General features: G+C 62.9%; 24 protein-coding genes and 1 pseudogene. 11 read left to right on the top strand and 14 right to left on the bottom strand.

The window, feature by feature from the left end; genetic code table 11:
- A pseudogene (locus tag NKJ89_RS22995) lies at positions 1–177 on the top strand (ISAs1 family transposase); the annotation flags it as partial.
- 342 nt (positions 178–519) lie between these two features.
- Here the strand turns inward: NKJ89_RS22995 and NKJ89_RS23000 are convergent.
- From NKJ89_RS23000 to mnmE, 5 genes are all read right to left on the bottom strand, one after another.
- Positions 520–1,410 carry a ParB/RepB/Spo0J family partition protein gene (locus NKJ89_RS23000; RefSeq protein ID WP_352605855.1) on the bottom strand — a complete coding sequence of 297 codons (891 nt, stop codon included), beginning with the start codon at positions 1,408–1,410 and terminating at the stop codon, positions 520–522.
- 78 nt (positions 1,411–1,488) lie between these two features.
- Entirely contained in the window at positions 1,489–2,289 is an 801-nt protein-coding gene (locus tag NKJ89_RS23005) for a ParA family protein (protein WP_352605857.1), read from the bottom strand.
- Positions 2,290–2,342: 53 nt separating this feature from the next.
- Entirely contained in the window at positions 2,343–2,975 is a 633-nt protein-coding gene (gene rsmG, locus NKJ89_RS23010) for a 16S rRNA (guanine(527)-N(7))-methyltransferase RsmG (RefSeq protein ID WP_352605859.1), read from the bottom strand.
- Entirely contained in the window at positions 2,972–4,852 is a 1,881-nt protein-coding gene (gene mnmG / locus NKJ89_RS23015) for a tRNA uridine-5-carboxymethylaminomethyl(34) synthesis enzyme MnmG (RefSeq protein WP_352605861.1), read from the bottom strand. The genes rsmG and mnmG overlap by 4 nt, the downstream gene beginning before the upstream one ends.
- 327 nt (positions 4,853–5,179) lie before the next feature.
- On the bottom strand, positions 5,180–6,511 hold the full coding sequence (mnmE, locus tag NKJ89_RS23020) for a tRNA uridine-5-carboxymethylaminomethyl(34) synthesis GTPase MnmE (protein ID WP_352605863.1): 1,332 nt from the start codon (positions 6,509–6,511) through the stop codon (positions 5,180–5,182).
- Between the two features lie 61 nt (positions 6,512–6,572).
- Here mnmE and NKJ89_RS23025 point away from each other — a divergent pair, with 61 nt between their 5' ends.
- On the top strand, positions 6,573–8,585 hold the full coding sequence (locus NKJ89_RS23025) for a thioredoxin domain-containing protein (protein WP_352605865.1): 2,013 nt from the start codon (positions 6,573–6,575) through the stop codon (positions 8,583–8,585).
- A gap of 150 nt (positions 8,586–8,735) precedes the next feature.
- On the opposite strand, the gene rho is transcribed toward NKJ89_RS23025, so the two are convergent.
- The 3 genes from rho to hemE form a co-directional block, all read right to left on the bottom strand.
- Positions 8,736–10,001 carry a transcription termination factor Rho gene (gene rho / locus NKJ89_RS23030; RefSeq protein ID WP_031261426.1) on the bottom strand — a complete coding sequence of 422 codons (1,266 nt, stop codon included), beginning with the start codon at positions 9,999–10,001 and terminating at the stop codon, positions 8,736–8,738.
- Between the two features lie 235 nt (positions 10,002–10,236).
- Complete coding sequence (hemJ, locus tag NKJ89_RS23035) at positions 10,237–10,773, bottom strand: protoporphyrinogen oxidase HemJ (protein ID WP_352605867.1); 537 nt, start codon at positions 10,771–10,773, stop codon at positions 10,237–10,239.
- Positions 10,773–11,804 (bottom strand): uroporphyrinogen decarboxylase, encoded by a 1,032-nt coding sequence (hemE, locus tag NKJ89_RS23040; RefSeq protein ID WP_352605869.1) that lies wholly within the window; start codon positions 11,802–11,804, stop codon positions 10,773–10,775. The genes hemJ and hemE overlap by 1 nt, the downstream gene beginning before the upstream one ends.
- Positions 11,805–12,210: 406 nt before the next feature.
- Here hemE and NKJ89_RS23045 point away from each other — a divergent pair, with 406 nt between their 5' ends.
- From NKJ89_RS23045 to dnaQ, 5 genes are all read left to right on the top strand, one after another.
- Entirely contained in the window at positions 12,211–13,032 is an 822-nt protein-coding gene (locus tag NKJ89_RS23045) for a pyruvate, water dikinase regulatory protein (RefSeq protein ID WP_352605870.1), read from the top strand.
- A gap of 117 nt (positions 13,033–13,149) precedes the next feature.
- Positions 13,150–13,749 carry a Maf-like protein gene (locus NKJ89_RS23050; protein WP_352605872.1) on the top strand — a complete coding sequence of 200 codons (600 nt, stop codon included), beginning with the start codon at positions 13,150–13,152 and terminating at the stop codon, positions 13,747–13,749.
- Positions 13,742–14,584, top strand: a complete 843-nt coding sequence (locus tag NKJ89_RS23055) for a shikimate dehydrogenase (RefSeq protein ID WP_352605874.1) — start codon at positions 13,742–13,744, stop codon at positions 14,582–14,584. Before NKJ89_RS23050 ends, NKJ89_RS23055 begins: the two co-directional genes overlap by 8 nt.
- Positions 14,581–15,177, top strand: a complete 597-nt coding sequence (gene coaE / locus NKJ89_RS23060; protein ID WP_352605876.1) for a dephospho-CoA kinase — start codon at positions 14,581–14,583, stop codon at positions 15,175–15,177. The genes NKJ89_RS23055 and coaE overlap by 4 nt, the downstream gene beginning before the upstream one ends.
- 75 nt (positions 15,178–15,252) lie before the next feature.
- A complete protein-coding gene (dnaQ, locus tag NKJ89_RS23065; RefSeq protein ID WP_352605878.1) occupies positions 15,253–15,957 on the top strand; it encodes a DNA polymerase III subunit epsilon in 705 nt (234 codons plus the stop codon).
- Between the two features lie 285 nt (positions 15,958–16,242).
- On the opposite strand, the gene secB is transcribed toward dnaQ, so the two are convergent.
- On the bottom strand, positions 16,243–16,743 hold the full coding sequence (gene secB / locus NKJ89_RS23070; RefSeq protein ID WP_023763101.1) for a protein-export chaperone SecB: 501 nt from the start codon (positions 16,741–16,743) through the stop codon (positions 16,243–16,245).
- A gap of 131 nt (positions 16,744–16,874) precedes the next feature.
- Positions 16,875–17,375, bottom strand: a complete 501-nt coding sequence (locus tag NKJ89_RS23075; protein WP_352605880.1) for an FxsA family protein — start codon at positions 17,373–17,375, stop codon at positions 16,875–16,877.
- Positions 17,376–17,586: 211 nt separating this feature from the next.
- Here NKJ89_RS23075 and NKJ89_RS23080 point away from each other — a divergent pair, with 211 nt between their 5' ends.
- Genes NKJ89_RS23080 through NKJ89_RS23095 form a run of 4 tightly spaced genes read left to right on the top strand, consistent with a single transcriptional unit; the run spans position 17,587 to position 20,332 of the window.
- Entirely contained in the window at positions 17,587–18,294 is a 708-nt protein-coding gene (locus tag NKJ89_RS23080) for a Tim44/TimA family putative adaptor protein (protein WP_352605882.1), read from the top strand.
- Between the two features lie 21 nt (positions 18,295–18,315).
- On the top strand, positions 18,316–19,440 hold the full coding sequence (gene mltA / locus NKJ89_RS23085) for a murein transglycosylase A (RefSeq protein WP_352605884.1): 1,125 nt from the start codon (positions 18,316–18,318) through the stop codon (positions 19,438–19,440).
- Positions 19,437–19,967 carry a Smr/MutS family protein gene (locus NKJ89_RS23090; RefSeq protein ID WP_352605886.1) on the top strand — a complete coding sequence of 177 codons (531 nt, stop codon included), beginning with the start codon at positions 19,437–19,439 and terminating at the stop codon, positions 19,965–19,967. Before mltA ends, NKJ89_RS23090 begins: the two co-directional genes overlap by 4 nt.
- The gene (locus NKJ89_RS23095; protein WP_352605888.1) at positions 19,964–20,332 is read left to right on the top strand and encodes a helix-turn-helix domain-containing protein; all 369 of its coding nucleotides are present in this window, start codon (positions 19,964–19,966) and stop codon (positions 20,330–20,332) included. The genes NKJ89_RS23090 and NKJ89_RS23095 overlap by 4 nt, the downstream gene beginning before the upstream one ends.
- Positions 20,333–20,418: 86 nt before the next feature.
- Here the strand turns inward: NKJ89_RS23095 and NKJ89_RS23100 are convergent, their stop codons facing one another.
- The 4 genes from NKJ89_RS23100 to NKJ89_RS23115 all read right to left on the bottom strand — a co-directional run bounded on the left by NKJ89_RS23100 (position 20,419) and on the right by NKJ89_RS23115 (position 23,779).
- Positions 20,419–20,655, bottom strand: coding sequence for a hypothetical protein (locus NKJ89_RS23100; RefSeq protein WP_023763095.1), 237 nt, complete (start codon positions 20,653–20,655; stop codon positions 20,419–20,421).
- Between the two features lie 381 nt (positions 20,656–21,036).
- Positions 21,037–21,654, bottom strand: coding sequence for a transglutaminase-like cysteine peptidase (locus tag NKJ89_RS23105; RefSeq protein ID WP_031261456.1), 618 nt, complete (start codon positions 21,652–21,654; stop codon positions 21,037–21,039).
- A gap of 255 nt (positions 21,655–21,909) precedes the next feature.
- Complete coding sequence (locus tag NKJ89_RS23110; RefSeq protein WP_352605890.1) at positions 21,910–23,187, bottom strand: polyhydroxyalkanoate depolymerase; 1,278 nt, start codon at positions 23,185–23,187, stop codon at positions 21,910–21,912.
- 232 nt (positions 23,188–23,419) lie between these two features.
- Positions 23,420–23,779, bottom strand: a complete 360-nt coding sequence (locus NKJ89_RS23115) for a septal ring lytic transglycosylase RlpA family protein (RefSeq protein ID WP_023763092.1) — start codon at positions 23,777–23,779, stop codon at positions 23,420–23,422.
- Positions 23,780–23,954: the final 175 nt, after the last annotated feature.

Raw genomic sequence — 23,954 nt, forward strand, 5'->3', positions numbered from 1 at the left:
CCAAAGTGCTCATGCCCAAAAGACTGGCCGAGACCGTCAGAGCACATTGGACCATCGAGAACCAGTTGCACTGGAGCCTCGATGTCGTCTTCCATGAGGACGATGCCCGAACCCGCAAGGATAACGGGCCGCAAAACCTGGCCATCATCAGACGCCTCGCCCAAAACATCTTGCAAGCCCATCCTCTCGACAAACCCATCGCCAGCAAGATGCGAAGAGCCAGATGGAACAGAGACTTCCTCTTCAAGCTCTTTACTCATATGCGATAGCCCTGCCCGCAAGGGGGAGATGTCGCCGAAGGCGACAGAGGGGGTCGCCGGACGTGAGGCGCTGACCTCTTCTTTGCTTCCGCAAGGGCGTCGGCGCTTAATGTGAGGCGACCCCCTCTGGCCTACCGGCCATCTCCCCCTCAAGGAGGGAGATTCGCGGCTTCGCGGATTTCGCCAATCACCAACGCTGCAAAGAGAGAAGACCGGCAATCGCCAGTCATACTCGTGCCGCTGACAATGCGCCGGCTAACTACCGCTCCTGCTTCAGCCGTCTGCACAGCTCATCAAGCTGCTCCAGAGACCGATATGCGATGCGCAGCACGCCACCCTTGCCCTTGTGTTCCACGGACACGATCATGCCGATCGTATCCGTCAACAGCTTTTCCAACGCCAGCGTGTCGGGGTCTTTCTGCTCCGGACTCGGCGCCGGCCTGGCCTCCTTCGGGCTGCTGCTGCCGGCCGGCATCTGCGCCAGCGCTTCGGCCTGGCGCACCGACAGCCCCTCTTCGACGATGCGCTTGGCAAGGCCGGCCGGATCTTCCGCCGTCACCAGCGTGCGGGCGTGCCCTGCCGACAGCGCGCCGTCGACCAGCATGTCGCGGATCACCTCCGGCAGCTTGAGCAGCCGCAGCGTGTTGGCGACATGGCTGCGGCTCTTGCCGATCACCTGACCGAGATCGGCCTGGGTGTAGCCGTGCTCGTCGATCAGCTGCTGATAACCAAGCGCTTCCTCGACCGCATTGAGGTCGGTGCGCTGGACATTCTCGATGATTGCCAGTTCCAGCGCCGTGCGGTCGTTGACCTCGCGGATGATGACCGGGATCTCGGACAGGCCGGCGCGCTGCGCGGCGCGCCACCGCCGCTCGCCGGCGATGATCTCGTAGCGGCCGGCCTGCGTCGGCGAAGGCCGCGCCACCACCGGCTGGACGACACCATGCTCTCGGATCGACTGGGCAAGGTCCGTCAGTTCGGCGTCGCCGAAATGCCGGCGCGGATTTTTCGGGTTGGGGGTCAGGAACTCGATCGGCACCTTGCCGTCGGCGCTCATGCCGGGCTTTTCCGGCGCTGCCGGACGATCGATCTCGCCGATCAGCGCCGCCAGCCCACGGCCCAGTCTCTTTCTCGAAAGGTCGTCGCTCATCTTTGTTCCAAAGTCCCGTATATTCCAAGAAGCGATCGTTTCGGCCTCGAACCGACTTTAACTATGCATCCGATCTTATCAAGCGGCGCGCAATTTACGCTCGCGGCGGATCACTTCCGATGCCAATTGCAGATAGGCTTGGCTGCCCGAGCATTTGAGGTCGTAGAGGATGGCCGGCTTGCCGTAGGACGGCGCCTCGGACACCCGCACGTTGCGCGGAATGATGGTCTCGTAGACCTTGTCGCCCATATGCGCGCGAACGTCCTGCACCACCTGGTTGGCGAGATTGTTGCGGCCGTCATACATGGTCAGCACGATGCCTTGGATAATAAGCTCTGGATTGATCGAGCGGCGCACCTGCTCGACCGTCTCCAGCAACTGGCTGAGGCCTTCCAGCGCGAAGAACTCGCACTGCAGCGGCACAAGAACGGAATCGGCTGCCGCCATTGAATTCAACGTCAAAAGGTTGAGGGAAGGCGGGCAGTCGATCAGCACATAGCCAAACGGTGCCCCGCGCTCGGTCGCGGCGCGCAGCGCATTGCGCAGCTTGAGCACCCGGTCCGGCGCCGAGGCTATTTCCATTTCGATGCCAAGCAGGTCGAGCGTCGACGGCACGATCGACAGGCCGGGCACGGCTGTCGGGATGGCCGCGGCTTCCAGATCCAGCTCGCCTGTCAGCACATCATAGGACGAGACCGTCCGATCCTTGCGGTCGATGCCGAGGCCGGTGCTGGCATTGCCTTGCGGATCGAGATCGACGATCAGCACCTTTTCGCCGATCGCGGCCAGCGCGGTCGCCAGGTTGATGGCGGTAGTGGTCTTGCCGACGCCGCCCTTCTGATTGGCTACGGTGATGATTCGGGGGCCATTCTTCATCATGGGTCTATGCCAGAAATTCATTTTTCAGGTCGCTTCGGGTCGCCTGGAGCAGATCAGACAGGTCGCAAGTTCGACAATTCGAGAATGACGCCGCTAGCGTCGGTCACACTTGGATGTTCTACCAGATCGAAGGACCATCGGTGAACGCTTTCTTCCACTTCGGCGCGGTAATCCCGGCCTTTGTGAAACAGGCCACGCGCACCTGAAATCAGCCATGGCGCTGACAGGTCCAGCAGGGTCGAAAGCGCGGCGAGTGCCCGTGCCGTGACGATTTGCGGTGCCGAAACAAGCAGATGGCTATCATCGATGCGGCGCGCCACAACCCGCGCAGGCAGGCTGAACTGCCCAACGACCGCCTGCAGGAAGGATGCTTTTTTGCGATTGCTTTCAACCAGGTCGATGCTGGCGCCGTCACGCTCGGCAAGCAGGAAGGCCATTACTAGGCCCGGAAATCCACCGCCAGACCCGAGATCTACCCAGCGCGTCGCCCGGGGCTCGATTCGCGCCAGCTGGGCGCTGTCAAGGATGTGGCGCTGCCAGACATCGCCAGCCGTCGATTGTGCAACCAGATTGATGCTGCGGTTCCATTTCTGGAACATCTGCTCGAACGCCACCAGCCGATCGAATGTTTCACGTGAAACCGGGCCTGCTGCGTCCTGCAGGCTCTTCCATGAAGAAGAAGTCACGCAACATCCCTTTGTAGGCGCTGGGCGCTCTCCGCGTGGCGAACATGAGCGACGATGATCGCCAGCGCAGCCGGAGTCATGCCTTCCATGCGCTGGGCGTCGGCGATAGAGCGCGGCCGTCGCGCCTGGATCTTCTGCTTCAACTCGTTGGACAGGCCCGGTACGCCCGCGAAATCGACCGTCTCCGGGATCAGCCGGCCCTCCTCATGTCTGATCTGCGCCACATCCGTCTTCTGGCGATCCAGGTAAACCGAATATTTGGCTTCTGTTTCGAGGCGTTCCGCCGTCTTGCCGTCGATTTCTGCAAACCGCGAATCGATACCGGCCAGCCAGGTCACATCGACATCGGGATAGGACAGCAATTCATAGCCTGAACGACGCACGCCGTCCCGGTTGATCTCAAGCCCGTGCCGCGCCGCTTCATTGGGGGTCAGGGTGAGCGACTTCGCCAGCTCCCGCGCCCCATCGAGGCGATGCATGACAGCCCCATAGCGCTGCATCCGCCGCGTCGACGCGATGCCCAGTTTCGCAGCCAGGGGCGTCAGCCGCTCATCGGCATTGTCGGCGCGCAGCGACAGCCGGAACTCGGCCCGCGAGGTGAACATCCGGTAGGGTTCGCTGATGCCGCGGCTGGTCAAATCGTCGACCATCACGCCGATATAGGCTTCGGTGCGGCTGAGCACGATCTGCTCGCTGCCTGACGCGCGCCGCGCCGCGTTGAGGCCGGCGAGCAAGCCTTGCCCGGCTGCCTCTTCATAACCGGTGGTGCCGTTGATCTGGCCGGCGAGGAAGAGGCCACCGATGCGCTTTGTCTCCAGCGTCTGGTGCAGCTCGCGCGGATCGACATGATCATATTCGATGGCATAGCCGGGCTGCAGCATGGTGGCGCGCTCCAACCCCGGAATGGTTTTCAACAGGTCGAGCTGCACATCTTCAGGCAGAGAAGTCGAAATCCCATTGGGGTAGACGGTATCGTCGTCGAGCCCTTCCGGCTCGAGGAAGATCTGGTGCCCGTCCCTGTCGCCGAACTTGACGATCTTGTCCTCGATCGACGGGCAATAGCGCGGCCCAACGCCTTCGATCGAACCGGAATACATGGCGGAGCGCCTGAGATTGAGGCGAATCAGCTCATGTGTGGCCGTCGTCGTGCGCGTGATGCCGCAATCGATCTGCGGCGTCTCGATGCGGTCCGTCAGCAGCGAGAACGGCACCGGATACTCGTCCGCGGCTTGGCTATCCAGCGACGCCCAATCGATCGTCCGGCCATCGAGCCGCGGCGGCGTACCGGTCTTCAGACGTCCGAGCTTGAAACCAGCCCGGTTCATCGTCGCAGACAGGCCAAGACTCGCCTGCTCGTTCATCCGGCCGGCGACGATCTTCTTCTCGCCGATATGGATGAGCCCGCGCAGGAAGGTACCGGTGGTCAGAACGACCGCGCCACAGGCAAGACGCCGGCCGTCGGCCAGGAGGACCGCCGCTATCTGCCCGCCGGCGATTTCGAAATCCAAAACCTCGCCTTCGACCACGTCGAGATCGTTCTGCTGCCGAATCGCTTCCTGCATGGCAAGGCGATAGAGCTTTCTGTCGGCCTGCGTGCGGGGTCCGCGCACCGCAGGACCCTTGCGGCGATTGAGCAGCCGGAACTGAATCCCGGCAGCATCCGCAACCTGGCCCATCAGGCCGTCCAGGGCATCGATCTCGCGAACCAGGTGACCCTTACCGAGCCCGCCGATGGCCGGATTGCATGACATGACACCGATCGTGTCGAAGCGCAGCGTGACCAGGGCAGTTCTGGCACCGGCGCGCGCGGCCGCGCCCGCCGCCTCGCACCCCGCGTGGCCGCCGCCCACCACAACCACATCATAGTGATTGGTCATAACAAACTTCCCAGACTCGATTGAATGAGGGACACATGTCCCCGTAGGGCGGTGCTGTCAAGAAAACTCGGCAGCGAGTTTCACGTGAAACAAGGTGGAGGGGAGTTGCAGCGGTGTTTCACGTGAGTCATTTGCAGTGAGGCCGTTCGCTGCAGCCCTGCCAACTTTCGTCATCCACGGGCGGAGCGGGAGCGAAGCGGACGCGCAGACCCGAGGATGACGAGACGTTAAGCGTTTCCGCCAATTGGCAACGCGTGCAGTCCGCAGCGCCGTCAGGCCTCTGCGCCAGAAACCAACTCCTGTTCGAGGCCCACGGTTTCACGTGAGTCATTTCCCAATGCAGAACTGCGAGAAAATCACGTCCAGCATGTCCTCGACGTCGATGGCGCCGACGATCCGGCCGAGGCGATCGGCGGCGAGCCGCAGTTCCTCGGCACGCAATTCCTGTCCGACAGCCAGACTGTCTGTGGCGCGACGCAGATGGCGGTTGGTCTCGCCAAGCAATTCGACATGGCGCAGGCGCGACGGGAGGATATCGCCGGCGCCGCCGGCCGCCTCGGCGGCGCGACGGCCGATTTCCGCCAGCAATGCGTCCACGCCGGTCCCGGCCTTCACCGAGATGACAAGATCATAGTTCGCGGCCGCGTCGCTTGCCGCGCGACTATCCAGCAGATCGAGCTTTGTGCCGACCCGCAAGCTCGGCGCACCGGTCGGCAACGAACCGATGGGCCTGGGGTCCGCGACGTCCTGCAGCAGCAGCAGCAGATCGGCGCCATGTGCCTTGGCCCTGGCCTTCTCGATGCCGATGGCCTCGACCTTGCCCGGCGCATCGCGCAAGCCGGCCGTATCGACCAACCGGACGCGAATCCCCTCCAGGTCGAGCACCACCTCGAGCAGATCGCGCGTCGTGCCGGGTTCATCCGTTACTATAGCGGCATCCCGCCGTGCCAGGGCGTTGAACAGACTCGACTTACCGGCGTTGGGCGCACCAAGGATAACCACCTCGAAGCCTTCACGGATGATTTCGGCGGCGCGAAATCCGGCGCTATGCCGGTAGATTTCTTCGATCATTGCTCGGACATCGGACCAGACCATATCCGAAACGGAACCGGGGACATCGTCTTCGTCGGCAAAATCGATCTCCGCCTCGATCATGGCGCGAGCGTGGGTCAGCCGGCGCCTCCAGCCAAGATAGAGCTCGCTCTGGGCGCCCTCGGCATTTTGCACCGCGAAGCGCCGCTGCGCCTCGGTCTCGGCATTGACGAGATCGGCCAGCGCCTCGGTCTCGACCAGGTCGACTTTGCCGTTAAGAAAGGCGCGGCGCGTGAATTCGCCTGGTTCGGCATGCCTGACGCCGTCGAAACTGGTGATCACCTCCAGCATCCTGGCCACCACGGCGCGTCCGCCGTGAACGTGGAATTCAGCGACATCCTCGCCGGTAAAACTGGCCGGTCCGGGAAAGAACACGACCAGGCCGTTGTCGAGCACGGTTCCATCGGGCGCCCGCAGCCTGCGCAAAACCGCCGAGCGGTCCTTAACCGTGGCGCCGGCAATCGTTTCGACCACGAATCGAGTCTGCGAGCCGGAAATGCGGATGACGGCGACGCCCGCCGGCAGTCGACCGCTTGATAACGCAACGATGGATTCGCCTGAAATCATTTGCCCGCTTTGCTGAACCGCCCTACGTCCATATGACTACTCCCAACCGAGTTTGCCCATCGTGACGCTACCCACACAAAACCTGCTTGCCGAAGAAGCCAGCCCCTACCTGCAGCAGCACAGCGGCAATCCCGTGCACTGGCGCGCCTGGTCGCCGGCTTCGCTTGAAGAGGCAAAGGCTCTGGACAGGCCGATCCTGCTCTCGGTCGGCTATGCCGCCTGCCATTGGTGCCATGTCATGGCGCATGAAAGTTTCGAAGACGACGACGTCGCCGCCGTCATGAACCGTCTGTTCGTCAATATCAAGGTCGACCGCGAAGAGCGCCCGGACATCGACCAGATCTATATGGCCGCACTCTCCTCGATGGGCGAGCAAGGCGGCTGGCCGCTGACCATGTTCCTGACCCCGGACGGCAAGCCATTCTGGGGCGGCACCTATTTCCCGCGCGAGCCGCGCTATGGCCGCTCTGGTTTCATCCAGGTGATGGAGGCGGTGGACAAGGCGTGGCGCGAGAAGAGGGCAAGCCTTAACCAGAGCGCCGACGGCCTGACGGCCCATGTCGAAGCCCGGCTCGCCGGTTCGCATGCAAGGACGGCACTCGACCGCGATGCGCTGGCGGAGCTTGCCAAGGGCATCGACAGCATGGTCGACCGCGATCTCGGCGGCCTTCGCGGCGCGCCGAAATTCCCCAATGCCCCGTTCATGCTCACGCTCTGGCTGTCCTGGCTACGCGACGGCAACGCCAGCCATCGCGACGACGTCCTGCTCAGCCTCGAACAGATGCTAAGCGGCGGCATCTACGACCATATTGGCGGTGGGCTCAGCCGCTACTCGACCGATGCCGAATGGCTGGTGCCGCATTTTGAAAAAATGCTCTACGACAACGCCCAGTCCATCCGGTTCTGCAATTGGGCCTATGCGGCGAGCGGCAACGAACTGTTCCGGCTACGAATCGAAGAGACGGTCGACTGGCTGCTGCGCGAAATGCGCGTCGAAGGGGGCGCCTTTGCCACCAGTCTCGACGCCGACAGCGACGGCGAGGAAGGATTGTTCTACACTTGGAGCAGGGACGAAATAAAAGCCGCCCTCGGCGACGATTCCGCCTTGTTTTTCAACCACTTCACCCTGTCCAGCCCGCATGGATGGGAAGGCAAGCCAATTGTCCACCAAACCCGCTCCCAGCAGGCGCAAAGTGTGGTCGATCGGGAAGCCCTTAGGCCGCTCAAGACGAAACTTCTCACTGTGCGGGAAGAGCGTGTCAGGCCCGGCCTGGATGCAAAGACGCTCACCGACTGGAACGGCCTGATGATTGCAGCGCTTGCGGAGGCCGGCCGGGCGCTGGCCCGGCCTGACTGGATCGGCGCGGCGGCAAAGGCCTTTGCCCACATCAATTCCGCCAGCCGCGACGGCCGCTTGCCGCATTCGATGCTCGGCGCCAGGAAATTGTTCCCTGCTCTGTCCAGCGACTACGCCGCCATGACCAATGCGGCGATCTCGCTGTTCGAAGCGTCCGGCGATTGGAGTTATGTCGAGCAAGCCAGCCAGTTCATTGAGCAGTTGGACCTGTGGCATGCCGACACCGAAGGAACAGGCTATTACCTGACCGCTTCGGACAGCGCCGACGTGCCGATCCGCATCCGGGGCGATGTCGACGAGGCCATTCCGTCAGCGACGGGCCAGATCATCGAGGCACTGGTTCGGCTGGCCTCCGTCACCGGCGATCTCGACCTGCAGGAGAAAGCCTGGAAGATCGCCGAGCACGCTGCCGGCCGCGCTGCGCATCAGGCCTATGGCCAGGCCGGCATCGTCAATGCCTGCGCGCTGGCCATCGAGCCGCTCAAGCTGGTCATCATCGATGCATTGGACGACCCGAAGCTCGTTCCGGTTGCGAATCGAAGCCCGGATCCACGTCGCGTGGATATTGTCGCGGCGATCGGTACGGCTGCGAATCGACCCATGTTGCCCGGCGGAATCCTGCCGCCGACCGACAAGGCGGGTGCGTGGTTTTGTACGGGACAGGTTTGCCTGCCGGCGGTTACGGATGCTGGGGAGTTGGAGAAGCTGTTGAGATGACACCCTCCCCCTTGTGGGGAGGGTCGGCTCGCGATCGTAGCGAAGCGTAGATCGTGAGACGGGGCGGGGGTGAATCGCCAACCTCGGTGCTGACCCCCACCCCGCTCCGCTGCGCGGATCGACCCTCCCCACAAGGGGGAGGGTAAGCTCCTACGTATTCATCGAATCGAAGAAGTCCGCGTTGGTCTTGGTCTGCTTGAGTTTGTCGATCAGGAACTCGATCGCATCGGTGGTTCCCATCGGCGCCAGGATGCGGCGCAGCACGAAAATCTTCTGCAGGTCCTGCTTGGAAACCAGCAAATCTTCCTTGCGGGTGCCGGACTTCAATATGTCCATGGCCGGATAGATGCGCTTGTCGGCCACCTTGCGGTCGAGCTGGATTTCGCAGTTGCCGGTGCCCTTGAACTCTTCGAAGATGACTTCGTCCATGCGGCTGCCGGTATCGATCAGCGCGGTGGCGATGATGGTCAGCGAACCGCCTTCCTCGATGTTTCGCGCCGCACCGAAAAAGCGCTTCGGCCGCTGCAGCGCGTTGGCGTCGACACCGCCGGTCAGCACTTTGCCGGATGACGGCACCACGGTGTTGTAGGCGCGACCGAGGCGGGTGATGGAATCAAGCAGAATGACGACGTCGCGGCCATGTTCGACAAGGCGCTTGGCCTTTTCGATGACCATTTCGGCGACCTGCACGTGGCGAACAGCCGGCTCGTCGAAGGTCGAGGAGATCACCTCACCCTTCACCGAGCGCTGCATGTCGGTCACTTCTTCAGGCCGCTCGTCGATCAGAAGCACGATCAGATAGCATTCCGGATGGTTGGCAGTGATCGAGTGGGCGATGTTCTGCATGAGCACCGTCTTGCCGGTACGCGGCTGCGCATTGATCAACGCACGCTGGCCCTTGCCGATCGGCGCGACCAGGTCGATCACGCGCGCCGAGATATCCTTGGTGGTCGGATTGTCGATCTCCATCTTCAGCCGCTTGGTCGGATAGAGCGGCGTCAGATTGTCGAAGTGGATCTTGTGGCGGATCTTTTCGGGATCGTCGAAATTGATCGTGTTGACCTTGAGCAGCGCGAAATAGCGCTCGCCCTCTTTCGGGCTGCGGATCGGCCCTTCGACCGTATCGCCGGTCTTCAGCGAAAAGCGCCGGATCTGCGACGGTGAAATATAGATATCGTCGGGACCTGGCAGATAATTGGCGTTGGCCGAGCGCAGGAAGCCAAAACCGTCCTGCAGCACCTCGACCACGCCGTCGCCGATGATCTCGACGTCCTGGGCAGCCAGCTTTTTCAGGATCGCGAACATCAGCTCCTGCTTGCGCATGACGCTGGCGTTCTCGACCTCGAGCGATTCGGCATAAGCGATCAGCTCTGGCGGTTTCTTGTTCTTGAACTCGGCGAGTTTCATTTCTTGCATAGACGGACCTTGAATAGATGGAGTCTGGGTAAGCTTTGGGAAAATATCGGCGGGATGCGACAAATGCCGGGCGCGGCCGAAGACACTGAGGGGCGGCGCATGACGGGAAGGAAGACCCGTCTTTTATCGTCGGTCGGTTGAAAGAGCAAGCTGCGTTTTGCGAGGCCCGATAAAGGCCCGCAGCGCATCATGCAGCCGTCACCCCAATCAGGAGACCACCCTTGCGCGACAAGCGTCAGAACGGCTTGACGACGACCAAAATGACGATGGCGATCATCAGCAATGTGGGGATCTCGTTGACGATTCGCCAGTGCCTGGCGGGCTTTTCGTTGCGGTCCTCGGCGAATTTGCGTACCGCGCCGGCCAGGTAGCCATGAACGGCGGACAGCAAAAGCACCGCCCCGATCTTGGCGTGCAGCCAGCCGCCCTCGAAACCGAAGCCTTTCCAGGCGAGCCAGAGACCGAACACCCAAGTGACGATCATCGCCGGATTGACAATGCCGCGCAGCAGGCGCCGCTCCATCACCTTGAAGGTCTCCGACTGCACGGAACCCTTCTCGGCATCGGCGTGGTAGACCAGCAGCCGCGGCAGATAGAGCATGCCGGCCATCCACGAGATGACGGCGAGGATATGGATCGCCTTGGCCCACGGATAAAAACTGTCCGGCGCCGCGAAATACAAAAGCCCGGTGAGAACGACCAGCACGCCGATGCTGATCGTCATGCGCATCATCGCCTGCCCGGTGCTGTTCGCGTTCTTCATCTCGGCCATCAGCGTGTCGCGCTCCGCACTTGTCTCACCATCGCCTCGACATGGGCGATCGGCGTCTCCGGCGTGATGCCGTGGCCGAGATTGAAGATCAGCGGCCCCTCTCCCAGCGCTTCCAAGATCGCTTCGACGCCGTCGGACAGTGCCTTGCCGCCTGCCACGAGCCGCAAGGGATCGAGATTGCCTTGAACCGCACCTAGGCGCTGCAAATCCTTCGCCGCCTCCAGGGGCACCGTCCAGTCGATCCCCAGCCCCGTTACGCCGGTCTTCTGGCGGTAGGTCTGGTAGCGGGCGCCGGCGCCCTTGGGAAAACCGATGATAGGAACATCGGGATGAACGGCCCGAATTTGCCTGACGATCTCGGTCACCGGCTGCACGCAGAACCGTTCAAAGGAGGCGTCATCGAGCACCCCTGACCAGGAATCGAAAATCTGCACCACATCGGCGCCGGCCTCGATCTGACGGATGAGATAGGCGGCCGAATGATCGGCGAGCACTTCCAGCAGTCGTTGAAAGGCCGCCGGCTCGCGGTAAGCAAAAAGCCGGGCCGGCGCCTGGTCGGGCGTGCCATGGCCGGCGATCATATAGGTCGCCACCGTCCACGGTGCACCGCAGAAGCCGATCAGGGTCGTCTCGTCCGGCAGTCTGGCCCGCAGCCGGCGAACCGTCTCGTAGACCGGTTCGAGATTCACGTGAAACAGCTTGCTTTCCAGAGCCGCAATCTCCGGCGCCGTAATCGGCGTCAGCAACGGTCCTCGCCCCTCTTCGAAGCGGACGTCGCGGCCAAGCGCATGCGGAACGACGAGGATGTCCGAGAACAGGATCGATGCATCGAAACCAAAACGCTCGATCGGCTGCAAGGTCACTTCGACGGCAAGGTCGGGGTCATAGCAGAGATCCAGGAACGAACCGGCCCGTCTGCGTGTCTCCCGATACTCCGGCAGATAGCGCCCGGCCTGACGCATCATCCAGAGCGGAGGCGGAAAGTGAGCCTTGCCCTTCAGCACGTCCAGCATGATCCGGTTCGGGGGCATCGAGCGCTCGCTTCTCCCAGCCTCTTCTATAATCAAAGATTCTTATATCTAAGATTCTTCTGATTCTAAGAGTCTGTTGGTTCTGGTGGTTGTCACCTGTCCCGCTTTGCCCCGGAAAACACCAGCCAACATATTGTCGCGTGCTTCTTTTTCCAAACTGCAGGGTTCTGGGGACGAACAGGAATCCGCCTCTGGAGTCAAAGCGTTACGAGACGTGGGGAAAAGCCCGCCCTGTGGACAGGCGAGAGGCAGGGAAAGCCGTCCCCGGATTTGTCCCCAGCCGCCCGGCGAAGCTGACAGAGCAACGAATTGTGGACAAACCACCTTCTGATACAGTCGCGTCCGATCGGCCCGTCTTTTCATCCCGCTCTATCCACAGATGCCCACAGCCCCAGGTGACCCCCCTGTGAACAAACCCCAAAGCTTCTTCCATCTGCACCTGATTTCCGACGCGACCGGCGAAACGCTGCTCGCCGCCGGCCGGGCGGCTTCGGCGCAATACAAGGATGCGCGCGCCATCGAGCATATCTATCCGCTCATCCGCACCGAAAAGCAGGTAGCGAAAGTGTTCGAGGACATCGAGGAAGAGCCCGGCATCATTCTCTATACGGTCGTCGACCAGAAGCTGGCGCGCGGCATCGACGAGCGCTGCGCGACGATGGGGCTGCCCTGTGTGTCGGTGCTGGAGCCGGTACTGACCGTGTTCCAGTCCTATCTCGGCACGCCGGCCGGCCGCCGCGTCGGCGCCCAGCATGTTCTCGATGCCGAATATTTTCGCCGCATCGACGCACTGAATTTCACCATGGACCATGATGACGGCCAGCTGCCGCTCAACATGGACGATGCCGATGTCGTGCTGATCGGCATCTCGCGCACCTCGAAGACGCCGACCAGCATCTATCTCGCCAACCGCGGCATCAAGACCGCCAACATCCCGATCGTGCTCGGCGTGCCGGTGCCGGAAAGCCTGGTCAACGCCAAAACACCGCTGATCGTCGGGCTGGTCGCCACCGCCGAGCGCATCTCGCATGTCCGGCAAAACCGCCTCCTCGGCACCAGCAGTTCTTACGAGGCATCGGACTATGTCGACCGCGCAGCCATCGCCGAAGAGCTCGCTTATGCCCGCCAGATCTGCACGCGCCACGGCTGGCCGATGATCGACGTCAGCCGCCGCTCGATCGAGGAAACGGCGGCGGCGATCGTTGCCCTGAGGGGGAAGAATAGATAGTTGGAGCCGTGCGCAACCCCAGGCTTGAGATAGTGTCTGAAACGTCGCGCTGTCCCGCCAACCTATGGCAACCCTCTGTATTGCGGCGGTCAACGACAATTAATCAGGCGAAAAATCATGACCGAGAAAATCATCCTCGCTTCAGGCAGTCCGTTCCGCAAGGCGATGCTGGTCAATGCCGGTGTCGACGTCGAGGCGATTCCGGCTGAAATCGACGAGCGGGCGCTCGAGGCGCCTTTGCAGGACAGCGGGGTCTCGCCCGAGGATGTCGCCCTGGTGCTGGCCGAGGCCAAGGCCACCGAAGTCAGCGAGCGCAGGCCGGGCGCCCTGGTGCTGGGCTGCGACCAGACGCTGTCGCTCGGCGACGAGGTGTTCCACAAGCCGGCCGATAGGGAAGGCGCGCGCCGTCATTTACTGGCGCTGTCTGGCAAGACCCATCAGTTGAACAGCGCCGCCGTGCTGGTCCGCGACGGCGCGGTGCTGTGGCGACATGTCGGCATCGCCTCGATGACCATGCGCAAGCTCGACCCAGCCTTCATCGGCCGCCATCTCGCCCGCGTCGGTGCCAAGGCGCTGGGAAGCGTCGGCGCCTACCAGATCGAAGGCGAAGCCATCCAGCTGTTCGACAAGATCGAGGGCGACCATTTCACCATTGTCGGCCTGCCGCTGCTGCCGCTGCTGGCCGAACTGCGCACGCTCGGAGCGATCGATGGTTGAGGCGACAAGGAAGGCCTTCGTTACCGGTCACCCGATCAAGCATTCGCGCTCGCCGAAGATCCACGGATATTGGCTGGCCAAGCATGGCATCGGCGGCAGCTATGAGGCGATCGATGTCGCGCCGGAAAACTTTGCCGCGTTCGTGAAGACGCTGCAGGCCAACGGCTATAGCGGCGGCAACGTCACCATCCCGCATAAGGAGGCGGCTTTCGCGCTGGCCGACAACCGCGACCAGGCGGCGCAAGAGATCGGCGCCGTCAACACGCTGTGGTTCGAGGACGGCATCTTGTGGGGCGGCAACACCGATGCGCACGGCTTTGCCGCTAACCTCGACGAACATGCGCCGGGCTGGGCGAGCAACGGCCCGGCAGTCGTGCTCGGTGCCGGCGGCGCGTCCCGCGCCGTCATCCATGCACTGAAGCAGCGTGGCGTTGCCGACATCCGCATCGTCAACCGCACGCTCGGCCGGGCTATGGAATTGCGCGATCGTTTCGGCGCCGGCGTTTCGGCGCATGGCATGGCGGCGACCGGTGAACTGCTTGCCGATGCCGGGCTGCTGGTCAACACAACCGCACTCGGCATGCACGGCAATGAAGGCCTGTCCGCCGATCCCGCTTTGCTGCCCGACCACGCCATCGTCACCGACATCGTCTATGTGCCGCTGGAGACGCCGCTGCTTGCGGCGGCCCGCGCGAGAAACCTCAAGGCCGTCGACGGCCTCGGCATGCTGCTGCATCAGGCGGTGCCCGGCTTCGAGCGCTGGTTCGGCATCAGGCCGCAGGTGACGGCTGAGCTGCGCGCGCTCATCGTTGCCGATCTGGTACCGAAGCCATGATCGTGCTCGGCCTCACCGGCTCGATCGGCATGGGCAAGTCGACCACGGCCAAGATGTTCGTCGAGGCCGGCGTGCCGGTCCATGATTCCGACGCGGCGGTGCATCGCCTCTATGCCGGCAAGGCCGCGCCCCTTGTCGAGGCGGCCTTTCCCGGCACCACATCCGCCGGCGTAGTCGATCGGGCAAAGCTTGGCGCGCGTGTTCTCGGTGACGCCGCCGCACTGAAGCGGCTGGAAGCGATCATCCATCCACTGGTGCGCGCAGACGCCGACGCTTTTCTGGCGCGTCATCGTGCCGCCGGCGCGCCGATTGCCGTCCTCGACATTCCGCTGCTGTTCGAAACCGGCGGCCGCGACCGCGTCGACAAGGTCGTCGTCGTCACCGCGCCACCCGAAATCCAGCGAGAACGCGTTCTGGCGCGGCCTGATATGACCGAGGAAAAACTGGATTCGATCCTGGCCAGGCAGGTGCCAGATGCGGAAAAACGCAAGCTGGCCGACTTCGTCGTCGATACCGGCCAGGGATTGGGCTCCGCCCGCGCCGCCGTGGCTGCCATCATTGCCGAACTCTCCGGGGATAAGCTGCACTCCTGACACCACCGCGTCAGCATTGCCCATTGCCATTTTGTTCCGGTCTCACGATCCTGCTTCTTTGGAGCGACTGATTCGATGCGTGAGATTATTTTCGACACCGAAACCACCGGCCTCGATTCGCGCGACGACCGCGTGATCGAGCTTGGCGGCGTCGAGCTGGTCAATCGCTTTCCGACCGGAAAGACCTTCCACCACTATATCAACCCGCAAGGACGCGCGATCCACGCCGACGCGCAGGCCGTGCACGGCATCAGCGCCGCGGACCTCGCGGGCAAGCCGACCTTTGCCGAAATTGCGCAGGAGTGGCTGGACTTCACCGAAGGCGCCAAGCTGGTCGCCCACAACGCCACCTTCGATGTCGGCTTCCTCAATGTCGAATTCGGCCGTCTCGGTCATCCCCTCATCGACAACGGTGTTGTCGTCGACACGCTGGCGCTGGCGCGCCGCAAGCACCCGATGGGCCCCAATTCGCTCGACGCGCTCTGCCGGCGCTATGGCATCGACAACACGAAGCGTACCAAGCACGGCGCCCTGCTCGATTCCGAATTGCTGGCCGAGGTCTATATCGAGCTGATCGGCGGCAAGCAGGCAGCCCTCATCCTCGACAGCGCCACCGCGCCGGCGCAAGGCCGCGAGAATGTCCGCCAGATCGAGATCATCATCAGCCAGCGCCCGGCATCCTTGCCGCTCCGCCTGACCGAAGCCGAGCGCGCCGCGCACGCCGGCATGGTCGCGACGTTGGGCGAGAAGGCGCTGTGGCTGAAGGTTGCGGCTGGCTAAGCAAGACGGGACCAATGCCGTTCGCGGCGATCCTTCACACCCCCCTCTGTCCTGCCGGACATCTCCCCCGCAAGGGGGGAGATCGGATGTCGCTTCTGCTTTCGCCAATCATTGACGTTGTAAAGTGAGCACCGATGCTGAAGCTGCCAATCTCCCCCCTTGCGGGGGAGATGTCCGGCAGGACAGAGGGGGGTGCTGTCCCTCCGACGCCTCGGTTGTCCCGCCAGCCTTCAACAAAAAACCCGGCGCGAGGCCGGGCTTTTCACAATCGGTGGCAGGCAGGCCTCAGCTCACCTTGACCTTGGAAGCGGCCTGATCCTCGGCCAGCTTCTGCTGGAACATCTGCGCGAAGTCGATCGGGTCGAGCATCAGCGGCGGGAAGCCGCCATTGCGGGTTGCCTCGGCGATGATCTGGCGGGCGAACGGGAACAGGAGGCGCGGGCATTCGATGAACAGGATCGGCAGCATGTGTTCCTGAGGGAAGCCTGCGATGGCGAACACGCCGCCATAGACCAGCTCGACATTGAACAGGACTTCCTGGTCGAAGGACGCCTTGGCGTTCAGCGTCAAATTGACGTCGAACTGCTTGTCGGAGAGCGGGTTGGCGTTGACGTTGACGTTGATGGCGATGCCGGGCGCCTTGTCGCGGCCGCGCAGCGAATTCGGCGCGCCGGGGCTCTCGAAGGAAAGGTCCTTCACATACTGCGCCAGAACGTTGAGCGACGGCTGCGCCGCATTGCCGTTTCCGTTGGCTGCGCCGACCGGCGCGTCATCTTTGCTGGCCATAAGCCTTCGTCCTCTTGCCTGGGCAGCGTCGCTGACCGAATTGAAATCGGGCGTTCGCTACCATGGCAGGGATGACAAGACAAGGTTTGCCGCCTTGCTTCTCCGTTCCGGGGATAACGCCAGGGGCGGCTTCAATCGTCCTTGAGCCGGCGCCAGGGCGAGTTGTGGTCCGGTCCGCGCTTGAAGTCGTCTTCGCGCGAATAATCGCCATCCTCGAGGTCGATGGTCTTGTCGCGCTGCCGGCCGCGGAAACCGCCGGTCGAGAAACTGGTGGCCAGCACGACGCGGCCTTTCAACGCTCGCCAGGCAAGGTCTCGGACCGGCGGCAGGAACAGCAGCAGGCCGATAATGTCGGTGATGAAGCCGGGGATGATCAACAGGATCGCCGCCAGCATGATCATCGCGCCATGCGCGAGTTGCCGGCTCGGATCGCGGCCGGCGTCCATTTCGGCGCGGATACGCGTCATGACGCCGAAACCCTGATGCCTGAGCAGCAGCGCGCCGGCAACGCTCGACGCCAGCACCAGGCCGACCGTCGCCAAAGCGCCGACCTGGCGACCGACGACCACGAAGCCGGCGATTTCCAGCAGCGGAAGCGCCAGGACAAAAAGCGGAAGGAATGAAATGCGCAAGTCTTGGCAACCTTTTGGATCGTTTTGACCGTTCGATTGTTTCGGCGGCGAGCAATCGCCGCTGGCACTGAGGCCGTTAGATAGGTATGCCTGCCTTTGATTTGAATGATTGCGCCTTGCGTTCTATATGCTTTGAATGTTGAACGCTATGCGACCGCGGCCATTGGGCCTGACGGTCCGGCCACAGGGCAGGGATTGATTGGCGGAAGATATGGGTTTCTTCGACTTCGGCACGATTTTCTTCCTGATTGCGGCGGTGGTCATCTTTTTCCAGCTGCGCAATGTGCTGGGCCGTCGCACCGGCAGCGAACGGCCGCCCTTCGATCCCTATACGGCGGCCCGCGGCGGCGACAAGGATGCCGCCCAGAAATCCGAGAACGTCGTCTCGCTGCCGCGCAAGCGTCTGCCGGGCGAGCCCGCGGGCGATACCTATGCGGCGATCGACGCCTTTGCCAAGCCCGACACCGACTTGAACAAGGGTCTGCGCTCCATCAAGGACAATGATCCGTCCTTCGAGCCGAAGAGTTTCGTCGACGGTGCCAAGATGGCCTATGAGATGATCGTCATGGCCTATGCCGACGGCGACCGCAAAACGCTGAAGAACCTGTTGTCGCGCGAGGTCTTTGACGGCTTTGTCTCTGCCATCGGCGAGCGCGAGGCCAAGGCGGAAAAGATCCAGTCGTCTTTCGTCGGGATCGACAAGGCCGACATCGTCTCGGCCGAGATGAAGGGCGGTGAGGCGCATGTCACGCTGCGCATCATCAGCGAATTGATTTCGGCGACTCGCGACAAGGCGGGCGCCGTTATCGACGGCGACCCCGAAACCGTGGCCGAGGTCAAGGACGTCTGGACCTTCGCCCGCGACACCCGCTCGCGCGATCCCAACTGGAAGCTCGTCGCCACCGAGGAAGAAGACTAGGGAACACGCGGCGAGGCTCCGGTGTCGCTATCGCCCCTCTTTGTCGAAAAATCTTTTGCCGACCTCCCCGGCTGGAACGATGACGACCATCTGGCGGCCTTCGCCGCCTTTCGCCGCTCGGCCTTTCACGTCCTGACCAAACCGTATCGCAGCGGTGCGCTCGGCATCAATTTTGATGCCTTCACCAATGCCTACGCCGAGGCTCGCACCATTTCGCCGGCGAATCGGTCGCCATTTCTGGATCGAAAGGAAGCCCGGGCTTTCTTCGAGCGCCATTTCTTGCCCATGCATATCCCCGCCCAGAACGGTGGCGCCGGCCTCGTCACCGGCTTTTACGAGCCCGTGGTCGAAGCGTCGCCGGTGCGAACCCGGCGATTTTCGGTGCCATTGCTCAGCCGTCCGGCCGATCTCGTCGATATCGACGACAGCAACCGGCCGCCCGGACTGGATTCCTACCTCGCCTTCGCCCGCCGGACGCCGGACGGGCCGGTCGAGTATTTCGATCGCGGCGAGATCGAGCGCGGGGCGCTTGATGGCAGGGGCCTGGAAATCGCCTGGCTGGCCGACAAGGTCGATGCCTTCTTCATTCACGTGCAAGGCGCGGCCCGACTGAACATGACCGACGGCCGGCTTGCCCGCGTCACCTATGCCGCCAAATCCGGCCAGCGCTTCACCGGACCCGGCAAGCTGTTGAGCGAACTGGGAGAAATCCCGCCGGCGGAGGTGACGATGCAGTCGATCCGCGCCTGGTTCAAGGCGCATCCGGACCGCGTCGACGAGATCCTGTGGCAGAACCGCTCCTACATCTTCTTCCGCGAGGCCGATGTCGATGACGCGTCGCTGGGTCCGATCGCCGCCGGCAAGGTGCCGCTGACGCCGGGACGATCGATTGCCGTCGACCGCCTGCTGCACACTTTCGGCACGCCGTTCTACATCGACGCACCGTCGCTCACGGCGTTCGACGCAAGACCGTTCCGGCGCCTGATGATCGCGCAGGACACCGGTTCGGCAATCACCGGGCCCGCGCGCGGTGACCTGTTCGCCGGTTCGGGCGACGCGGCCGGCGAGATCGCGGGCGTGGTCCGCAATGCGGCGGATTTTTACGCGCTGGTGCCGCGCGCGCTTGTTTCGGGGTCGAATCGATGATCCGCCGGCCGGACAAACTCAGCGAAGACGACCGCGTTCTGTGGAACCTGGTGGCGCGGACGGCCAAACCGCTAAAGGGCAGGATCGCCGTCGATATTCCCGACATCGCCAATGAGGCCAGATCGACACCGCCGCAAGCTGCGCCGGCCGCTGCCAATCCGCCCGGCGCGGCAAAGCCGAAGACCCAGCATGTCGCGCATGCGCTCGACGAGCCGACGCTGGACAAGCTGTCGAAGGGCCGGCTGCCGATCGAGGGCCGCGTCGATCTGCACGGCCTGACCCAGGACGAGGCCTATTCGCTGCTGTTTTCGTTCCTGCACCGGGCGCACGCCGGCGGCATCCGCTATGTCCTCGTGATCACCGGCAAGGGATCATCCTCCGGCGGCGACGGCGTGTTGCGGCGCGCCGTGCCGGCCTGGCTGTCGACGCCTGCTTTCCGCCCGCTGGTCTCCAGCCACGACCACGCCGCCCGCAACCATGGCGGTTCGGGCGCGCTTTATATCCGACTGCGGAGGGCGCGTTCATGACCCCGTTCGGCGAGAAGCTACGGGCGCTGAGAAGCGAACGCGGCGTCAGCCAGAAGGACATGGCGGCGGCGATCGGCGTCAGTGCCGCCTATCTGTCGGCGCTCGAGCATGGCAGGCGCGGGGCGCCGACCTGGACGCTGATCCAGAAGATCATCGGCTATTTCAACGTCATCTGGGACGACGCCGAGGAACTGGCGCGGCTGGCCGAAGCCTCGCATCCGCGCGTGAAGCTCGATACATCCGGTCTTTCCCCCGCCGCCACCGAACTGGCCAATCTGCTGGCCGAGAACATCGAGAAAATCGACGAAGCGGAGCTTCGCCGCATCACCGCATCGATCCGCGCGGCGCTGGGCCGGCGGGTGTGACCTGTTTCAGCCGGATCTTGCGACGGGCGTCGGCCTGATCGCAAAGAGTGCCCGCCGGCGAACCGCCAGCGGGCAACTGTCTGAGATCATTTCTTGCCGGCCGTGCCGCCATTGTTTCCCCGGCCACCTTTGTCGTGATGCTCGTGGTTACCTTTTTCGCCGCCTAGGCAGTCCGATGTGCCGATGCCGCAACAGCGGCCGCTCCACAGGTTATTGAGTTTGCTGTTGGCGCAGCCTGGAATGGTCTGATCGGCCAAAGCGGATCCGGCCAGGCCCGACACGGCGATGGCGGCGAGAAAGGTGTTGCGCAGAAAGGCAGTCATTTGAAGTCTCCATGGTTGGGTTCGGTTCACGGCTGTGTGTCGTCGGCCGGGACGGAATGGTTCACGGAGGGATGTGAAAATTTGCTCGGCGGTCTCCCCCGTGTTCGTCATCCACGGGCGGAGCGGGAGCGAAGCGGACGCGCAGACCCCTGGAGCTGCTCCGCAGCCCAAGGGACATGCCGCGAGTTACGAGCGCCGCGGCAGTGCGGAACCTTGCTCATACAGGTGGTTGGGAAGGATCGCTACGGAACAGAGCCTTTATTCTACGCGGCTTGTTCTTCATCGGCCTCACGGCATGTATCCTAGGGTCTGCGCCGCTTCGCTTCGCTCCTTGCTTCGCCCTAGGATGACGAAGCGGGGAGGCTGCGTCACGACTGTCGGCTACTGGACCGCGCCGACAAGCACCTGCTGGCCACCGCGGATCGAGACCCAGCGGCCGGTGTTATCGATCGCCTGTCGTTTGAGGAAGCGGTAACCGGTCGCGTCCCATGGCTTGACCTTGTCGGTCAGATTGTCGAGCACGTAGTCGCCCATGTCGGTGCGCACCGTCAGCACCGCGTGGCCCTCGCCGTCGGGCTTGCGCACGACGGTGATCAGCAGATCGGCAAGCGAGATGCTCATGCGCGAAAGCTGGCGCCGCTTCTCCAGCACGTAGTCTTCGCAATCGCCGACGCCCTTGTCAGGATAGGCCCAGACCTCGTCCTTGCCGTAAATGTCCATGTCGCTCATCGGCTTGACGGCAGCGTTGACCCTGGCGGTGACGTTGAGAAGCTTGCGCATCAGCCCGTCGGTCATCGGGGCCGGCGCGAGATCGGTCGGGTGGATCGAGCATTCGCTCGGATGCAGCTTGCAGAAATCATAGTGGCCGATCGGCTGCGAGGTGAGGCCCCCGGTCGCCATCGCTCCGGCCGCCAAAGCCGGTGCCATCCAGCATCCCGTTACTGCCAGACCGGCCGCCGCGTACACGCGCAGCCTTCGCGCCACTGATGAGGAAATCATTGTCCCCGCTCACCCTTTGTTATTAACGAAAGGTTAAGGGGGATTTACAGTCCATGTCAATTACGACGACGGTCGGATTGTCGGCATGGTTACCCGAGGGGCTGGACGGCGGCACTTGTGCAACAGAATCGCCTGCGGTTTTTGCCCGCCGAATCGCCCGAATGGTCGCCTCCAAGCCTTGTTTTATGTATGTCGTGGCCCAAAACCACTGCGACCTCGGGTCACGCCCATGGGCATGCCTTTGTGCGACATGGATTATCTTTTGGCGGTACGAACCAGCTTCGGCTTCGCCGCAACGCGGTTCTGGCGTCCATAGCTGGTGATGAAATCGACGATGCGCGGCACGATTTCGGAGCGGAAGCGCGAGCCGTTGAACACGCCGTAATGGCCGACCGCCGGCTGCATATAGTGGGCATGCCGTTCAGCGGGGATGTTGGGGCACAAATCATGCGCCGCCTTGGTCTGGCCAAGGCCGGAAATATCATCGTTCTCGCCCTCGACAGTGAACAGCGCGACATTGCGGATATCAGACGGGTCGATCCTGGTGCCGCGATGCGTCATCTCGCCCTTGGGCAAGGCCTGTCGCACGAAGACGGTGTCGACGGTCTGCAGGTAGAACTCCGCCGTCAGGTCCATGACTGCCAGATATTCGTCGTAGAAGTCGCGGTGCTTCTCGGCATTGTCGCCGTCATGCTTCACCAGGTGCATGAAGAAGTCCTTGTGGGCGATGATGTGGCGGTCGAGGTTCATGCTCATGAAGCCGGACAGCTGCAGGAAGCCCGGATAGACCTCGCGGCCGAAGGCCGGCACCGGCCAAGGCGCGGTCATTATGACGTTGTCGCGGAACCAGTCGATGCCCTTTTCCTGCGCCAGCAGATTGACCGCCGTCGGATTGCGGCGGGTGTCGATCGGCCCGCCCATCAGGGTCATCGTCGACGGCACGAAGGGATCGCCCTTGGTTTCCATCAGCGCCACGGCGGCCAGCACCGGCACTGAGGGCTGGCAAACCGCCATCACATGCGTGTCGGGGCCCAGCGCATGCAGCATGTCGATGATGTAGTCGATATAATCGTCGAGATCGAAGCTGCCGTCGGCCAGCGGCACCATGCGGGCATCGACCCAGTCGGTGATGTGCACGTCGGCATGGGGCAACATGGCTTCCACGGTGCCGCGCAGCAGTGTCGCATAGTGGCCCGACATCGGCGCCACGATAAGAAGCTTTGGATCGGGCTTGCGCCCGGCGGGAACGGAGCGTTCGAAGCGAACGAGATTGCAGAACGGCCGAGACCAGACCGTCTTCTCGCTAACATCGACGCTCTTCCAGTCGACCACGGTCTTGTCCAGGCCGAAGGTCGGCTTGCCGTAGCGGCGCGTGGTGCGCTCGAACAGTTCGGCGGTCGCCGCGACCGAACGGCCCCAGGACGTGTGGGAAAACGGATTGAGCGGATTGGTGTAGAGCAGGCGCACCGCATCGGCATAGAGGCGCGCCGGCTGCATGGCGGCGTGGTTCATTTCATAGAGCTGGTAGAACATCGAGAACCCCGCTGCTGCTGCGACCGAAGGAACGACGAGCAGCGCCGAGCCTTAAATGTCCCGTGGCGAAGTTAACAACTAATTGCTGCGATGCAATACGTCACGTGGCGTGATGAATGCTTCTTTGGTTCAAGGCTTTGAAAATCGGCCCTGAACGGCGCGAGCCGGCTCAGTGTGCGGCTGCGAAGACGCCGGTATCAGCGGGTCCGATCCGAGCCGGACCCGAGCCTGATCAGACGCGCGCCATGCACACGGCGGTATGACCGGAGCCGATGAAGCCAAGTTCGCCGGCCGCACCCTTCGACAGGTCGAGCACGCGACCTCTGATGAACGGTCCGCGATCGTTGATGCGCACGATGACGCTGCGGCCGTTGTTCTTGTTGGTGACCCTGAGCTTGGTGCCGAAGGGCAAAGTGCGGTGCGCGGCGGTCATTGCCGACGGGTTCATCCGCTCTCCCGAGGCGGTCTTCGAGTGCAGGGCGTACCAGGAGGCGCGTCCGCACTGTGCCGCGGCGGTTGCCGAAGACGCGCCGACCATCAGGCCAGCAACGACCGTTACCGCGACAAGCGCGGTCTGTTTCGAGTTCTTCATATTTGGGGGATGGCTCCGTTTTCTTGCAGACCCCAGCCGTTAGGAGCCAAATAAGGCAGGAAATGCGGCAATCATCTGTCGGTTCCGTGGCGAGATCACACGTTTGGAGTCGCTGGGTAACAGTCTGTCAGGGATTTTCCGGCGCGAGATGATCAATTCCTGATGATCTTCGTGC

It is taken from the genome of Mesorhizobium sp. M0047 (genome assembly GCF_040323315.1).
GTDB lineage: Bacteria > Pseudomonadota > Alphaproteobacteria > Rhizobiales > Rhizobiaceae > Mesorhizobium.

What these genes read in the sequence shown, in the direction of transcription:
- hemE (WP_352605869.1), bottom strand. Translation starts at nt 11,804, where the DNA reads ATGCCCCCGAACCGGATCATGCTGGACGTGCTGAAGGGCAAGGCTCAC.
- mnmG (WP_352605861.1), bottom strand. Translation starts at nt 4,852, where the DNA reads ATGACCAATCACTATGATGTGGTTGTGGTGGGCGGCGGCCACGCGGGG.
- NKJ89_RS23080 (WP_352605882.1), top strand. Translation starts at nt 17,587, where the DNA reads ATGGGTTTCTTCGACTTCGGCACGATTTTCTTCCTGATTGCGGCGGTG.
- secB (WP_023763101.1), bottom strand. Translation starts at nt 16,743, where the DNA reads ATGGCCAGCAAAGATGACGCGCCGGTCGGCGCAGCCAACGGAAACGGC.
- NKJ89_RS23100 (WP_023763095.1), bottom strand. Translation starts at nt 20,655, where the DNA reads ATGACTGCCTTTCTGCGCAACACCTTTCTCGCCGCCATCGCCGTGTCG.
- coaE (WP_352605876.1), top strand. Translation starts at nt 14,581, where the DNA reads ATGATCGTGCTCGGCCTCACCGGCTCGATCGGCATGGGCAAGTCGACC.
- NKJ89_RS23095 (WP_352605888.1), top strand. Translation starts at nt 19,964, where the DNA reads ATGACCCCGTTCGGCGAGAAGCTACGGGCGCTGAGAAGCGAACGCGGC.
- mnmE (WP_352605863.1), bottom strand. Translation starts at nt 6,511, where the DNA reads ATGATTTCAGGCGAATCCATCGTTGCGTTATCAAGCGGTCGACTGCCG.
- NKJ89_RS23000 (WP_352605855.1), bottom strand. Translation starts at nt 1,410, where the DNA reads ATGAGCGACGACCTTTCGAGAAAGAGACTGGGCCGTGGGCTGGCGGCG.
- NKJ89_RS23090 (WP_352605886.1), top strand. Translation starts at nt 19,437, where the DNA reads ATGATCCGCCGGCCGGACAAACTCAGCGAAGACGACCGCGTTCTGTGG.
- NKJ89_RS23115 (WP_023763092.1), bottom strand. Translation starts at nt 23,779, where the DNA reads ATGAAGAACTCGAAACAGACCGCGCTTGTCGCGGTAACGGTCGTTGCT.
- NKJ89_RS23050 (WP_352605872.1), top strand. Translation starts at nt 13,150, where the DNA reads ATGACCGAGAAAATCATCCTCGCTTCAGGCAGTCCGTTCCGCAAGGCG.
- NKJ89_RS23110 (WP_352605890.1), bottom strand. Translation starts at nt 23,187, where the DNA reads ATGTTCTACCAGCTCTATGAAATGAACCACGCCGCCATGCAGCCGGCG.
- NKJ89_RS23105 (WP_031261456.1), bottom strand. Translation starts at nt 21,654, where the DNA reads ATGATTTCCTCATCAGTGGCGCGAAGGCTGCGCGTGTACGCGGCGGCC.
- dnaQ (WP_352605878.1), top strand. Translation starts at nt 15,253, where the DNA reads ATGCGTGAGATTATTTTCGACACCGAAACCACCGGCCTCGATTCGCGC.
- rho (WP_031261426.1), bottom strand. Translation starts at nt 10,001, where the DNA reads ATGCAAGAAATGAAACTCGCCGAGTTCAAGAACAAGAAACCGCCAGAG.
- NKJ89_RS23005 (WP_352605857.1), bottom strand. Translation starts at nt 2,289, where the DNA reads ATGATGAAGAATGGCCCCCGAATCATCACCGTAGCCAATCAGAAGGGC.
- hemJ (WP_352605867.1), bottom strand. Translation starts at nt 10,773, where the DNA reads ATGGCCGAGATGAAGAACGCGAACAGCACCGGGCAGGCGATGATGCGC.
- NKJ89_RS23055 (WP_352605874.1), top strand. Translation starts at nt 13,742, where the DNA reads ATGGTTGAGGCGACAAGGAAGGCCTTCGTTACCGGTCACCCGATCAAG.